Origin of the sequence: Microcystis sp. M049S2 (assembly GCF_020245625.1) — a bacterium.
GTDB classification, from domain to species: domain Bacteria; phylum Cyanobacteriota; class Cyanobacteriia; order Cyanobacteriales; family Microcystaceae; genus Microcystis; species Microcystis ichthyoblabe_A.
Map to the genome: position 1 here is coordinate 1 of NZ_JADBUN010000046.1, position 16,784 is coordinate 16,784.

Sequence of the window (16,784 nt, forward strand, 5' to 3'; positions counted from 1 at the left end):
AGTTAACTGGTTATCGACGATGGTAACTGTGACTAATCCTGTATTGTCATTGCTCAATACTGATTTGACAATTGAAGTCGGGTCATTATCGATGTCGGTGAAGATATTAGTTAAATCAAGGACGGTATTTTCTGCATCTTCGTCAACATTGACATCCGTAATCGGATTGACGACAGTTGGTGCATCATCTACTGGGTTAACCGTAATGACAAAACTTGTGACATTAATATTACCACCTGCTCCATCAGCTACCGTAAAGCTAAAGCCATCACTGGTCGTTTCTCCGCCATTATGAATGTAGGATAGTAAGCCACTATTAATATCAGCTTGGGTAAAGGTGTTATTAACCGCTAACGTGACTCCATTGCGTTGTAAATTTCCATTTGTCGGAATCGTACTGATGGTAAAAGTCAACTGATCCGAGGTATTATCTGGATCTGTAACAGCCAGCAGACTATTAGAAATAGCAGAATTAGCTCCTTCATTAAGAGTTAAGCCTGTATTGACCGAGATTTGTGGAGGTTGATTAACTGCGCCACCGATTTGTATGGTTGCATCTGCCGTCGTCGGTGCTGCTTCTGTATTACCTGTGTTATCAACCGCAAGCGAATAGAAGGAGTAGGTATGTCCAGCTGTCCCCGTGTAAGTGGCTTCGGTTAACTCAGTATTATTGAGCCAGACTGTATAATTACCGCCATTATCAGAGACATAAATAGTATAAGTCGCCAAAGCTGATCCTGTATCTGTTCCTGTCCACTTAACGGTAAATTCAGGGTTATCCGTCGTGGTGGGTAAAGCATCAACTTGACTGCTAGGTTTATCAACATCAAGGGTGTTGAAAATAGGTGGAGTGCTGATGGGTTCATTAGTATCAAAAACGATAACTGCTTCGGCATCAATCACTGTCTCGGTACTGAGATTTCTCTTAGGACGAACACTGTAATTAACAAATCCTTCGCCTTCAGGAGAAGTTAAATTAGGGGGTAAAAACCCTGTTAGGGCATCTATCGGCAACTCTCCCGTCGTCGGATCTACCGTCGTGAACTCCCAGAAAGTCTCGCCCGTAGTTACATCAACTCCAGCAGAAACATCAACGAAAATTCCTAAGGTTTCAGTCAAGTCCACTCTTCCTTGGTAAAAAGAGCGGTTATCAGGAACATCTATCACCAGAGAACCAAACCCAAAATCTCCCAATCTGAAAGTACGAAAATCTAGATCGCTATCAAGTTGTTGCGTAATCCGTACCACTTGAGCCGGAGCCTGAGCAAATACTGGATCGTTTTCAAAACGAATCGTATAAGCTAAAGGGGTTCCTGTTGAGATCCAGCGATCTTCCCCAAAGCCATCGGGACCTAAAATATCATTAGGATCAACGGAAGTGGGGCGAAAAATTGAATCTTCATCATCGGACTCTTCCTCACAATCGTCATCATCTAAATTGACTGAGAAAGAAAAGGTTTGGGTATCAGGCTTGAAAGAAACCGTAAAAGGAACATCAAAAGCTCTGCTATTTTGTTCCAAAATGGCTGCTTGCCAAAATACCGAGCCAGTGAAAACCGTATTACCCGGATCGAAATCGACCGTATCAACTACCGTAACATTAAGATCAAAGGTGACAGTTGCACTACTGGAACCAGCAGGAATATGCAGCTTCGCTACTCCGTTAACAGCCCGACTATCAAGGATAGTTAAAGCTCCCGGTGGCGGCGGACCGCCTGAACCGACACCTCCGGCTAGAACCCCAGCTGCACCTTGCCAGAAGGGAAAGTTCCAAGCATCTTTCTGCGCATTGGGCTGACTACCATCAGCATATAGCAAGTTTTGGGAAGGAAAGGTTAGAGAATTTAAGGGAATGTCTAAGTTAATCTCCTCATGTTCACAAGATAGGGTGATACTTTCCCACTGCTGTTTGATGGCATTAAAGACTTCCGACTGAATCGTGGTGATATTTTTATTGGTGACAGAATGATTCTTAAAAGAATCAGTGATGGAGCTACCTGCACCAATACTGACGATTCCATTTGGGCTAGTAGAGTTAAAATACTGACTGTATAAGTTTGCCGCTTCACTCCCCCCTAATATTGTCGCTTCCGCAATAATTACAGGAGCACAGTTAAATTCTAGCAAATCTAACCAATCAGGAATTGTCAGACTTTGGATGACACCAGAATCAACCTGAGAAATGGCATTAGGACTCACTGGAGGAGAAAGCGTTACCGTTCCTAAGTTTATCTCACCCGAAGCGGGAACGATGACATTTTCTACAACCGTTGGGGCGAGACTGCCATCAGGAGTAACAATAGTAATATCGTAGGTTCCGGCACTTAAAACCCCGACAGTAAATGCGCCATTATCGGAGCTACTGAAAAATTGAGAATTAGGTAAAGTCGCTTCTAATTGAGCAATAATTAAAACATCATCTAAGGATTGTCCACTGGCATCAACCACTGTACCACTTACTTTTGCTTCTGGTGTAAGGGCAACATTCTGAGTAACTATTTGATTGGTTAAATTCAGATTACTTATCCATGTCCGAGAACGATTTGGGGCTTCAACTTCCAGGGTATAATTGCCGGGGCTTAAGCCCATAATTGTATAATAACCGGCTCCATCTGGTTGAACCGTTGCTACCACTTCATCTCCTTGATAAAGCTTGACAAAAGTATCCAAGAGAGGATTATTAATGGTTGCATCAGTAATTTGTCCTTTGACACTAGCACCGTTATTAATAGTGATTTCTAACCCTGATAGTGCTTCATTGGCATTAACCGTCACAGTAAGCGGCATTTGCTCAGCAATTTGAGCAGATTGCACCTCAAAACTATAGGTTCCCTCTGCCAAATCATCAAAGATAAACGAGCCATCATTGAGAGTAATCGTACTAACAGCCACACCAGTGTTCGTATTGGTAGCAATGACCTTACGTCCAGAAATATCAATATCCAGACTGTTAGCCAAAATTGTCCCAGTCAGAGATGTACCAATAGCTGCCCTTGCCTGAGAAAACTCAATCTCTAATAAATCACCTACATTATTGGGACTGCCCAACTCTTCTGGTATTAAAGCTGCATTTTCTGCCAGCATTCTCAGATAGTCACCGTTAGTGTTCCCAACTTGACTGATTAATTGAGCAAAAATTGACTCAAATTCTACATCAGTAAATTCAGACGTTTTTAGCTGGGGGCGGAGAACATCCCAATCGAATGGAGCGGTTTCATCTTTGTAAAGACGATTCACGGAAACAATATAATCACCAACTTGATTGTCACTGTAACCGAAGAAAGTAACGGTTTCGATTTGACCTGGAAGTAAAATACCAGGCAGCTTTTCTTCCTGATCAAAACCAAAGAAATTATAGGAAGAACCTGCGGATGTATCGCCGGGATGGAAACCAAAAGGAACAGTATTTTCTACTCTTAATAAAGGTGTGGGAGCATCATTAATGCCGTTGTTGTACCAGCTAACCGTAAAAGAGTAGCCTCGATTGCGCCCAACGCTAATGGGAGCATCTACCTGAGTTACTACATTTGCTCCCCCTCCATCTACGACTTCCAGAGCATCGGCTAGGATGATTTCCTGCCCTTGTCCATTTTCAACAATAATGTCGTATTCTCCCGGTGCTAATCCTGTTAGGTCAAAGGTAGCATAAGCCTTAGTTGAATCTTCATAAAGAGTCTTGATAGCCGAACCCGTTACTCCCGCTTCGTCCCTCAAACTGACTGTAACAGAGCGATCAAATTTTGCTCCATTAATTTCTATGGTACGTTTGCCAACATTACCGCCCTGTCCGTAATCACTATCGAAGACAGAAAACTGTATTAGTTCAGCTTTGGTGTCAAAAGCTACGGGAGTATTGCTGCTATCTTTTCTGAAGGCTTGAATATAATAAGTGCCTGCTTCTGTTGTAGGAATGACTGCTCTTTGATCGGTACTAAATGGAACAATCGCTCCAAAATCAAAGTTGGCAGGACTCGGAATCTGACCATAACTGACGTAGAGTTCGCTAAAGACTTCTGCTCCACTACCATCTAGGGTAACAGCTAAAGTTTCTCCAGCTGGTACATCAACGCGATAGTACAAAGATTGTCCTCGGATGAGATTGCTGGTGTCAGCTACTCCTAAGATTAGTTGTTCGACATCAACGGCAAAGTCATCTAAAGAAGCCCCAATATTATTCGCTTCATTAGATTCTGGTATGTAGTTACGGATGTCGCTGCGGACAATAACATAGTAATCCCCCGTTGCTACCCCTGGTAAAGTAGCGGTTACTGTCTTGCTATAGCTTCCCCCTCCTGCAACCGGCCCTGTTTGGGAAACACGACCGAAGAAAGCATCATTGACATCCCATTGATTATCGCGAGAAAGATAGATTGTATCTTCCCAAGTGCCGATCGCCTCATTCGTGCTTTGATTGTTTACGGTATAACTAATTGTGGCATTTTGACCTGGCGTTCCATTGACAGGAATAGTAATTGTCCCTACTACTAAATCAGCAGGAGGCGGCAAAATTATTTCCGTCGAGAATCCGTCATAATTAACATTATTGATCTCTCCTAACCGTTCATAAACAGCATTACCGCCGTCCGTTACCACGAAAGCGTAAAAACGTCCCCCTAAGCCTCGCGGTATATTAAAAGATTGCGTTGCAGTATAACTATCTCCTGCATTTAATCCCCCCGTATGGTTGCGATAGCCTAAATAAATATCGCTGTTGCGATCAAATACTTGGTCACGGGATAGATAAACAGCATCATACCAATTTTGACCCGTATTGGCATCATTATTAACAACCGTCCAAGTTAAACTCAGAGATTGTCCGGCAATTCCCTGTTCCGGCGCATCGACGGAAGTGACAGCAAGATCAGCAGAAGGAGCGGGAGTAATCGGTAGGCTTCCGGTTCCCGAACCGCCTCCACTGCTACTATCGCTGGCTAAAACGTTATTATTCTCAAATGCCCCTTCAATAACGTTATTATCTCGGTCAGTTTGCACCAGAACATAGTAACTACCGTTCAAATTAACAGGAAGGGAGAAAGTACCCGTGGCACTATAACTTGCTGATGGCTCTAAGGCTCCTGAACGATAAACCGACCCTAAATTAATGTCATCACCGCTGACATTTTTATCTAAAGACAAATAAACTCGATCGTACCAATAATTGCTATTAGTACGTCCTACCCCCAAATTCGCCACCGTCCAATTGAGAGTCAGCGGCTGTCCGGGAGTTACAGTATTTGGCAGAGTAATGCTAGTAACTTGGAGATCGGGAGTATCACGAGAGATGGTGAGGGGAAAAGCACTAGAGGCATTATTTCCCTCATTGCTACCTTCATAAACGCTATTAGCCGAATCAGTGACGACAAATAGTTGATAATTGCCTTCTAAGGTAAAGGGTAAAGTAACACTTTCAGTCCGACTGTAGGTACCATTGGGAGCTAAAAGTCCGGTGCGGGTGAAGCTGGCGAGGGTAAGATCATCTGCATCCCCTAAAACCCCATCGTTAGAAACTACAAGGCGATCGCTCCAACTGTTAACAATGGTATCCCCAGTCCCCTGGTTTTTCACTGTCCATTGCACTTGAATTGTCTTACCAGCTTCTCCCGTAGTTGGAGTAATTGCGTCAGTAACGACTAAATCCGCCGGTTGGGAGACAATTTGTACTTGATTGATGCTTTGAGTGACGTTATTAACATTATCTAATTCAAATACTTGATCGCCGCTATCTGTCACACCAAAGACGTAGTAGGTGCCAGTTAAGGTATTGGGTAAGGCAAAGTTAGCGGTACGATCATAACCATCACCTGGATAAAGAATGCCATACTGGCCGACACTACCCAAATTAATATCCGTTGCCGTATTTAGTTGATTATCGCTGGAAAGATAGAAGGTATCAGTCCAATAATAATTTGGGGTTTCTGTGGCTCCAAAGTTAGTGACTCGATAACTGATGCTTAAACTGCTACCAGAACGAGCATTGTTCGGAATTGTTAAGGATTCAAACTCTAAATCTGGTGGTGGCGTTAGGGTAATGTTCGTTGCTGTGGTGTCGTAGCCACTATTGTTATTCTCAAAAACGTGCTCATAAACGTTGTTGTAGATGTCACTTTGGACAAAGAAGAAGAAACTTCCCGCCACACCAGTGGGTAAATTAACTGTTGCTGAACCGGTATAATTTGCACCGGCATTTAACGCACCACTATGGTAAAAAGTACCTAAATTGCGATCACCTGCATCTAAAGTTGCATCCGCCGACATAAATACCCGATCATACCAAGCTGTTTCTAAAGTGCGTCCTGTACCAGCATTAGTGACAGTCCAACTCAGGTTCATCGGCTGTCCTGAGAAAGCTCCATTAGGCGCATTAACCGCCGTTACTTGTAAATCGGGGGGTGGAGTTAAATTAACATCCGTCGGACCACCAGAGCCCCAATTATCCCCTTCATTACCAACTTCGGTAACGTAGTTATAAACATCAGCTTGTACTAGGAAATAGTAATTGCCATCAATACCGCGAGGTAGGGTTACGGTTAAGCTGTTACTATAACTATCATTCGGGTTGAGATAACTAGGATTAACTGCTTGTCCTAAATAGGTATCAGTATCGTCATAAGTAGTATCGAGGGACAAATAAACTCGATCATACCAAACAGGCGCATTAGTGGCACCAGTACCGACATTTTTCACGGTCCATTGTACGACGGTTTCTTGACTGGAAAAAGCGGTCGATGGTGCAGTTACCCCAGTAACTTGTAGATTAGGAACCGGAGCAAGCTGTAGAGAAATCGGACGATCATCTGTAGTAGTATTGTTCGATTCGTTCTGCGTTCCTTCAGCAACTTGTCCGTAAAAATCGGTCGTTACAACCACTCGATAGTTACCGGTTAAACTGAGGGGAACGCCGTAGGATTGAGTCCGATTTAAGGAGGCTCCAGCAGCCAAGCTACCTGAATATTCAAAAATTCCGACATACTGGGTGGCACTGGTCGCCGTATTAACTAAATACACATAATCATACCAAGTTCCTTCTGCGGTTGCTGCTCCTTGGTTTTTGACAGTCCAATTGATCTCAATTGGTTGTCCAGACAACGATTCAACCGGTGCGGTAATCTCACTGACAATTAAGTCGGGAGCATTGAGATTAATGGCGACAGCACGAGTATTGTTAGTTTCGTTAGTTTCTCCTTGACCTCCCGAACCATCAGCTACAAAGATTAAATAACGGTTTCCTGTAGCAAAGTTGGGGAGGTTGATATTGCGAGTAATGCTGTAACTTGCACCAGCGGCTAATGGTGTTTGGGTGGAGATTAATTCTTGGGCGACGTAAGTGTCGGCATTAGCATCAAAAATAGCATCGTTGGAGAGGTAAATGCGATCATACCAATCAGTGGGAGCAGCGCTTGTCCCTTGGTTTTGTACTGTCCAAGAAACTTCAATACTCTTACCGACTGTTCCGGTTGCAGGTACGGAAGCATTAGAGACAATTAAATCGGGAGCGGTTAAAGTGATAGCAACCGCAGTCAGGTTATTATTTTCATTTATTTCCCCTTGATAATTGCTTGAATCAGCAATAAATAATAAGTATTGATTACCAGGGTTAAAACTAGGTAAGGCAACATTTTTGCTAATAGTATAACTTGCACCAGTAGCTAACGGTGTTTGTGTCGCTATCCATTCATAAGTAACTTGAACGTCATTACTGTCTAAAGTTTGATTGCTAGAGAGATAAACTACATCATACCAATCCTGACTTGCTGTTCCCGTACCGTTATTGGTGACAGTCCAAGTTAATTCAACTGTTTCTCCTAAAATGGCACTTGTCGGAGCATTGGTTGAGGTAACTCGAAGGTCGGAAGCGGAAATATTAATCGGTAGGGAATAGACATTATTATTTTCGTTAGTCTCCCCTTGAGAGTTATAGTTATCAGTCTTGAATAGTAGATAGCGATCGCCAGTAGCGGTACTGGGTAAGGTAACATTGAGGGTGCGGCTATAGGTTGCTCCGGCTGCTAGGGGAGTAAATGAACCTTGCCAAACTTCTGTCAGATAAGTATCATCGCTATTACCGAAGATTTGGTCAGTAGAAATCACAACCCTGTCGTACCAATCAGCATTAGCCGCAACAGTTCCTTGATTCTTCACATCCCAAGTAACGCTAATCGTTGCACCTACAGTTACCGATGCGGGTGCAGTAGCATTTGAGACAATTAAATCTGGTGCATCTATGCGGATAGGAATGGCACGATTATTATTATTTTCGTTGGTTTCTCCCTGAGCATTATTGCCATCTGCTCGGATAATTAAGTAACCATTGCCAACAAAGTTTATTTGATTGGGTAAGGTAATATTTTCGGTTTTGCTATAGCTTCCTCCGACGGCAACGGGAGTTTGTGCGGCGGCTGAAATACTGGTAATGAAGGTATCAGAACCGTCATAAGTATCATTACTTGACCAGTAAATATAATCAGTCCAATCGGCGGGAGCTTCTACTGTTCCCTGGTTCTGTACTGTCCAAGAAAGGCTGACTGTTCCTCCTAATGCTCCTGATTCTGGTGCCGTAGCATTACTAACAATTAAATCCGGCGCACCAATAGTAATGGGAATAGCTTGACTGTAGTTGTTGTTTTCGTTGGTTTCTCCTTGATAATTATAGCCATCAGCGCGGAAAAAGATGTAATAATTTCCCGGTGTAACATTGGGTAAATTAATACTACGATTGATAGTATATGTACCGTTCGCTACTAAGGGGGTTTGAGTGCTTATATATTGTTCAGCAATGTAACTATCATTGCCATTGCCGGGGATATTATCAGGAGAGAGGTAGATAACATCATACCAATCCGCCGGTGCATCTGTCGTACCCTGATTTTTCACCGTCCATGATACATTGAGCGATCCATTCACCACCCCACTACTGGGTGCAGTTGCTCCGGATATGATTAAGTCTGGCGCACCTAAAGTGATAGGAACAGCATAAGTATTATCGGTTTCGTCTGTTTCTCCTTGTTGGTTGTAGTAGGAGTAAGAGTATTGATCTGTAACAAAGATCAAATATTTAGCACCGGTTCCTGCATAACTAGGAATGGTAATATTTTGGGTATCTGTATAACTGGTATTAGCGGCGAGGGGACTTCTTGCGGCTTCCCAGAAAGCATTAATCCGGGTATCCCCACTATCCCAAGTCTGATCATTAGACAGATAAACTGAATCATACCAATCAGCATTGGCCGGAACAGTTCCATTATTTAGTACCGTCCACGAAACTGATATGGATTGGCCTAAAATACCAGTAGTAGGCGCAGTTGCACTGGTAATAGTTAAATTGGGTGCAGTAATATCAATCGCCTGAGCATAGACATTATCATTTTCGTTTGATTCTACTTGGTAGTTATAAGCATCTGTCTTAAATAGTAAGTACCCACTTCCTACCGCCTGGCCGGGTAAAGTAACGTTACGACTTACTGTGTAGGTTTCATTGGGTTCTAAGGGTAAGCCGTAGCTACTGGAGATATATTCATAACTGATGACTGTAACATCATCACTATCCCCATAGATATTATTCTTAGAGAAAACTACCTCGTCATACCAGTAAGAACTTCCCGTAGTTACAGAACCGTCATTTTTTCCTGTCCAAGATAGGGTAATATTCTGACTAGCAGTAGCGGTAGTCGGAGCGGTGACATTAGTAATAATTAAATTGGGTGCAGCAATATCAATCGCCTGAGTATAGACGTTATCGTTTTTGTTGGATTCTACTTGGTAGTTATAAACATCTGTCCTGAATAGTAAGTACCCACTTCCTACCGCCTGGACGGGTAAAGTAACGGTACTACTTGCTGTATAGGTTTCATTGGGTTCCAAGGGTAAGCCGTTGCTACTAGAGATATATCGCTCAGTAAGATAAATATCATCACTATCCCCATAGATATTATTCTTAGAAAAAACTACCCGGTCATACCAGTAAGAACTTCCTGTAGTCACAGAACTGTCATTTTTCCCTGTCCAAGATAGGGTAAGACTCTGACTAGCACTAGCGGTAGTCGGAGCGGTGACATTAGTGATAATTAAATTCGGGACAGCAATATCAATCGCCTGAGTATAGACGTTATCGTTTTCGTTGGATTCTACTTGGTAGTTATAAGCATCTGTCTTAAATAGCAAATAGCCACTTCCTACCGCTTGTCCAGGTAGAGTAACGGTACTGCTTGCTGTATAGGTTTCATTGGGTTCCAAGGGTAAGCCGTTGCTACTAGAGATATATCGCTCAGTAACATAAATATCATCGCTATCCCCATAGATATTATTCTTGGAAAAGACTACCCGGTCATACCAGTTAGAACTTACTGTAGTCACAGAACTGTCATTTTTCCCCGTCCAGGATAGGGTAATAGTCTGACTAGCACTAGCGGTAGTCGGAGCGGTGACATTAGTAATAATTAAATTGGGTGCAGCAATATCAATCGCTTGAGCATAAATGTTATCGGTCTCGTTTGATTCTACTTGGTAGTTATAAACATCTGTCCTGAATAGTAAGTACCCACTTCCTACCGCCTGGACGGGTAAGGTAACGGTACTACTTGCTGTATAAGTTTCATTGGGTTCTAAGGGTAAGCCGTTGCTACTGGAGATAAATTGTTCAGTAAGATAAATATCATCACTATCCCCATAGATATTATTCTTGGAAAAAACTACCCGGTCATACCAGTAAGAACTTACTGTAGTAACAGAACTGTCATTTTTCCCCGTCCAAGATAGGGTAAGACTCTGACTAGCACTAGCGCTAGTCGGAGCGGTGACATTAGTAATAATTAAATTGGGTTGACTAATGACTATAGGAATACTATAGTCATTATCCGTATCATCGGTTTCTGCTTGATAATTATATTGATCCGTCTTCAGCAATAAATAGCCACTCGTAGCAGCTATATAACTAGGCAAGGTAACATTGCCCGTCATTGTATAAGTTTCATCGGGATCTAAAGGTACGTTGCTATTAGATGAATCAATCCAAAAGTTATTTAGATAATAGTCATTACCATTACCCCAGATGTTATCAGAAGAATAGACAATGCCATCGCTCCAGTAACTCCATGAGGTGGTAACTGTACCTTGATTTTTAACCGTCCAATTCACGGTGAAAGACTGTTCTAAACCCACATTAGTAGGAGCAGTAGCCTCAGTAATAACTAAATTGGGTAACTCTCCCTTGAGGGTGATAGAGGGAGAAAATTCTGAGGTGTTGCCATCGGGATTAGTTGCTGTGCCAGTAATATAGCTATACAGTCTCTCGGCAGACAAGGAAAGGGTAAAATCAGCATGACCATTATCATCCGTAGTAACAGTGATATAGGTACGGTAATCCTCTCCTTCTCCGTTACCACTAGCATCTTGTGTACGATTAGCAAAAATTTCAATCCTGTATTCCTTGTTGGCTTCACTATCTAGATAACCAATCAGGGTGGCTGTTCCTGCGACAACTTCAGCAGAGGTGAAAACGGGATAGTTTTGTAAAGCATTCGCTCCTGTATCGCTATCACCTTCATCATTAGCGGTGACTCCATCCCGTCCTAAATCAATCCCTAAGCCATAATTCTCATAGATACTATTGCCTTGAATAGTATTTTTCTGAGAGTTATCTACGGAAATGCCGTTAGAGTTGTTAGAGTTAATGGTATTTCCTGTAATTGAATTACCTTGTGCCTCTTCTTGGATACTCATACCCTCGGCATTATTAAACAGAGAATTACCTGTAATTTGATTACCTGTTGCATCTGCTCCACGAATAACAACACCGGTCGATTGATTATAATGGATGTAATTGCCTTGGACGAGGGTATTTTTTGCTCCAGCTAAATCAATTCCATCATCCCCATTACCTAAAAAATAGTAGCCTTGGCTGCTAGTGCCAATCCAGTTACTAAGGATTTGATTATTGTTAGCAATCGCTCCATAGGACAATACACTTACGCCAGTGTTAGTATTGCCAGCAATAACGTTTTCTTGAATAATATTATCTGAACCGTTAACTATCCCCACCCCAACCCCATTAGGACGGGATGAAGTTCCCGATGAATCAAGACCAATGTAATTATTAATGACTTGGTTGTTAATTGCAGTTTCACTATTAATTAATACACCTGTTCCCGTATTACCAGAGATAATATTCCTTTCACTGGTAGTCGCTCCCCCAATCAGATTATTCGCAGATTCAATTAAAATACCGCCTTCTCCATTGCCCAAAAATCCCTCATAAATGTATTCAACATCACCAATATAATTACCTTGAATAATATTATTCCCTTGATCAGTTAATTGTATTCCATAACTACTAAACTGGGTAATAATTAAGCCACGGACGGTACTGTCACCGGCACTAATAACTAGACCTGAGACTGCTTGATCTGGTTGATAAAGACTAAGATAGTAACCACTAATTTGAATTATCGGTGTTCCCGCGTATCCCGGTTGACTGGTAGCATCAATCAAGACAGGGGACGTAATTTCTGGCAAAGCCGATAAGGGAGTTATGGTATAGTATCCGTCCTCAATATTAAATAAAATGGTATCTGTACCCGGATTATTATTAGACTCAGTTATTGCCCACCTTAGAGAACCTTCCCCATCGTCGTTGGTATTAGTAACTGTGTAAGTAGTTCCAGGATTATTAGTAATGGCAAAGCGAGCAAAACCTAATCCTGGACTGCGAATACCTTCATTATTAAGAGGTCCGACATTCCCGTAATCATCGGCAACAGTCAGAGTATCCCCCTGGGTAACATACAGATAGCCATTTAGATAAACAGTGCCACTACCTTTCCCAATATTGAACGGCACATCAGGAAGGGTTTCTAACCAGCCATTTGCCCCCACTTTAGCAAAGTTACGATTGTTAATTAAACCCCGTCCTTCATTAAAAGGCCAACCATCTGTACTGGTTTCTCCTCTTAATAGATACAAGTCTCCATTAACTGCGGTGACAGAGTTACCCCATAAACTTGTCCCAGTACCGCTATTTGTCCAGCCTAAATCATTTTTCAGTGAGTAAATTAAGGTGCTTTGGGAGGCTAAAGGCGATTCACCATTGGGAGTAGAAGTCAAGAAGCTTCCTCCCGGATAAGCGAAGTCATCATGAGTCCACATCACCAATTGATCGCCACTGAGGTGATATAACCGATCATTAGTTGTATTGTACTCCCAATCTCCATTACGGGGAAAATGCTCCCCGGCAAAACTCCAATTAGGGGTTAATTGGGTATGAGTTCCACCACCACTAACATTATCAGTACGAGCAAAATTGTAATCTCCTCCTCCTGTATGATGGAGAATTACTGGTTCTTCATTGACATCTAGCCCAAGGACTCCGGCATTAACATTAATTAATGGCGAATCTTCACTGGTACTGGTTTTTTCCCATTCCTGCGTCCAAGTACCGCTAGTACCGGTGCTTAAATCGTAGGAATAGAGAGCCGCTATTTGTAGACCTGAACGGAATTGGTAGTAGTATAATTTATTGCCTGCTACAAACAGAGGATTAACTAAATTACCGGCGGAGAAAGCATCCCCCGACACCCCTTCACCATTTAATATCGGCAAATCTTCCCAGGTATCGGTTGCGGGATTATAGCGAGCAAAACGGACAGAACCGTTAGCAATACCTAGATTTTCTAAACTTTCCCCGCTCTCATCGCTCAAATTCCTGTTTAAGTCAATATAATCATCATTGCCATCGCCGCTAAAGTCGGCGGCATAGATATAAGTTCCGTCAGTAGCTAGACCGCCGCCAGAACTAACTCCGTAGTCGAAAGGTACTGCCGCTAATTGTTCCCAACCCAATTCCTGAACCATCGAAGAAGAGGTGGCAGTTGCTGTTTCCTGTACTGACAGAGGATTACTCATATCCTTAGCTCTAACACAAACAAGGTTAATACTGGGGCGATTAGCGACTATTCGCGGTCAAACACACAGTATTCCCACCAACAATCAGATGAGCGGGATCGGAACTGCTACTGCTAGGGCGAACATCGCTGACCATTTCCCCGCAAGTTTAGCCTAAGCTAACTAGCTATGTCAAGAAATTTTCAGCAACCTCACAGGAACTTTAAAAAAACTTAACCAAATTTAAGGGAGCAAGGAGCAGGAGAGACCACTTCGTGCGAGTTGCAGGGGGAAGTGGGGAGCAAAAAGCCGACGGCTGACTACTGTTTACTGATAACTGAAAAGTTCCGCTAATCTTTAGATAAATTGCGAGAAACATACCAGGTAAAACCACCGCCGATAACTGCCATAACTGCTAAAGCTAATAGTACCGGTCGGAGTCCGAATTGAGTTTCGGCGATACCCGCGACAGCTAGGGGTAAAGAGAGGGCAATATTAACGGCATTATTTTCTAAACCAAAGACTTTACCGCGCATTTCGGGGGGTGTATCTGCCTGTAGGGTAGTTTGCATGGGAACCCCGACTAAAGCGGCAAAAATCCCTAATAAAGCGGTCATAGCGAAGGCTAAAATTAAACTCTTTGTGGCTAGAGATAAACCGATTAAAGCTGCCGCCATACCCAGGGAACCCCAGAGACTTAATTGGGTGTGGGAGAATTTTTGGCCCCAATAACCCAAAGTAATCGCACTAACTGCCATTCCTGCACCACAGGAGGCTAATAAAAAGCCGAATTGAGAAGCTTTTAACCCGGGTAGTTTTTCCGCCATACTGACAGCTAATACTGATAGAGCGGCAAAAATACAGAATAAGATGACTAATTGAATTAAAGCGTTACGAACTTTATGATTTTTGTTGAGGTAACGAATGCCGTCGCGGATATCTTCCCAAACATGGGGCTGTTCTGCGGTAGGAATAACATATTTTTCGTTAGTTCGCAGGATAATTAGAATTAAACCGGCAATTATATAAAAAGCACCGACAATCATCACTTTGCCAATATCAAATTGTCCGGCTCTCGTGCCGAAAATGCTATCAGCAAAAGCTAATACCGGTTCACCGATGGCAAAACCGATAATTAATACTGCCATGGTGGTTAAAGTGTTGAGGGAATTAGCGGGTAGAAGATGACGACGTTTTACCACTAATGGCAGGGTAGATTGTTCGGCGGGGGCAAAAAATTGGGTTAAGGTGGAGACAAGAAAAGTAATGACTAACAACAGGAAAAAACCGAAGGGTAAATTAAATTCTCCCTGTAACCGGTAATGCCAATTTCTTAAACCGTCAGGCAACCAACCGAGGGGAACGGCTAAAGTTTGCTCGCGCACTAACCATAATAATAGGGGAATGAGGAGGACAAAAGCCCCGCGTAAAAGGTTAGAAATAACTAAAACTTGTTTTTTTAACCATCTATCAACATATACACCCGCCACCGAACCCACTAACACCGCCGGAATTGTATTAGCAATCATTATCGCCGATACCCAGCCACTAATCGACTGATCGGCTTTTTGGTAATGGGTGGCAATTAGGGAGATCATCAGGACTAAATAGAATTTATCCGCTAATTGGGAAAAAATTCCCCCCGCCCAGAGAGTGAGAAAGCGCGGGTTTTTTAGCACTGGGGCAAAACCCTGACTAGGATTGGATTTGGGCGCACGTTTAGGCAAGCGGTTCATGGTTTCTGCGTCGGATTGCCTCGGTGAGGAATCGGAAGAATTAAAAACAGGAGTGGAGGAGTCGCTAGACGTAGCGTCGTCAGTTTCTGAGTCAAACAGTTGCATTATGATGATTTTTGCTATCTGTTTAAAATTCTAAGGGAGATAAACCCTCAACTAATGCCGAGGAGCGAAAAGTTTTTCCCAGATGATATTGAGTATAGCGGCGCAGCAGGCGATCGAGGTTAATCCAAGCTAGTTCTGAGGTAAGGTTTTCTTCTGGGGGAAAATCTGTTTTTCCTAGGCATTGCAGTAATTGCAGTTCTTGCCGCGTCAGTTTACTATCGATTTTGGGCGGGTTGATTGTTTCTGTGAGGGCAGCTAGATCTATTATTCCCCCTGCCTCGAAACTAAATCCTAGGCAATTGTCCCCAATTAAAGCTTTTCCCGTCAACAGGCAGTTATGGACTTGCGGCACTAAGCCGGCAATTATTAAGAAATGAAAAATTGCTTGACAAAGATAGGGAAGTATGTATTGATTTTCGTCGAGGACTTCAATTCTGGCCAGATGGCTGCAGATTAATTCGTATAATTCCCTCTGGGGTTGTTCACTCAGGGCGATCGCCAAAACCAGTTCGCAGAGGTATTGGCTAACGGTGAGTTTGGCGAGATTTTGACTTAATTTGGGATAAGATTCGATAGTTTCAGCTTGAACGACCTTATCTAGGGATTTTCCGGCGACTATTAAGAGATTATTGACCACAAATAGTTCACTTCTACCCCGCAGGGAAGATTTATACTTGCGCGCACCTGGAGCGATGGCTCTAATTAAACCATATTCGGCGGTCAAAATAGTTAAGAGGCGATCGGCTTCTCCGAAGGCCATTCCTTGCAGATTGATTCCAGTAGCTTGATAGGTACGAGACATTATTGATAGCAGTTATCTTAATGGTGAGGTAGGAAGTTTTCGGGAGACTCCGAGACGACTCCCTCTCAACCCTACACCCTACACCCTGCCCCCACAAAAAACTTTTTCGGCAAACCCTAGCTAATTGTCTCCTCAAAAAGACTTGAGCCAATCACTAGGCAAAAGGGATACTATGGAGGTTAGCGGACTCGAACCGCTGACATCCTGCTTGCAAAGCAGGCGCTCTACCAACTGAGCTAAACCCCCGATCTGGTTTTTGAGACACTCTC

3 protein-coding genes and 1 tRNA gene are annotated in these 16,784 nt (G+C 42.9%); all 4 read right to left on the bottom strand.

The genetic code is table 11. The features are described from left to right. A partial coding sequence (locus IM496_RS03895; RefSeq protein ID WP_287661277.1) for a CARDB domain-containing protein occupies positions 1-13,893 on the bottom strand: 13,893 nt, incomplete at its 3' end. Positions 13,894-14,222: 329 nt separating this feature from the next. Further along, a complete protein-coding gene (locus IM496_RS03900) occupies positions 14,223-15,713 on the bottom strand; it encodes an MFS transporter (protein WP_104397168.1) in 1,491 nt (496 codons plus the stop codon). Between the two features lie 22 nt (positions 15,714-15,735). After that, complete coding sequence (gene recO, locus IM496_RS03905) at positions 15,736-16,515, bottom strand: DNA repair protein RecO (RefSeq protein ID WP_194013281.1); 780 nt, start codon at positions 16,513-16,515, stop codon at positions 15,736-15,738. A gap of 173 nt (positions 16,516-16,688) precedes the next feature. Further along, a tRNA-Ala gene (locus IM496_RS03910) sits at positions 16,689-16,761 on the bottom strand. Between the last annotated feature and the right edge of the window lie 23 nt (positions 16,762-16,784).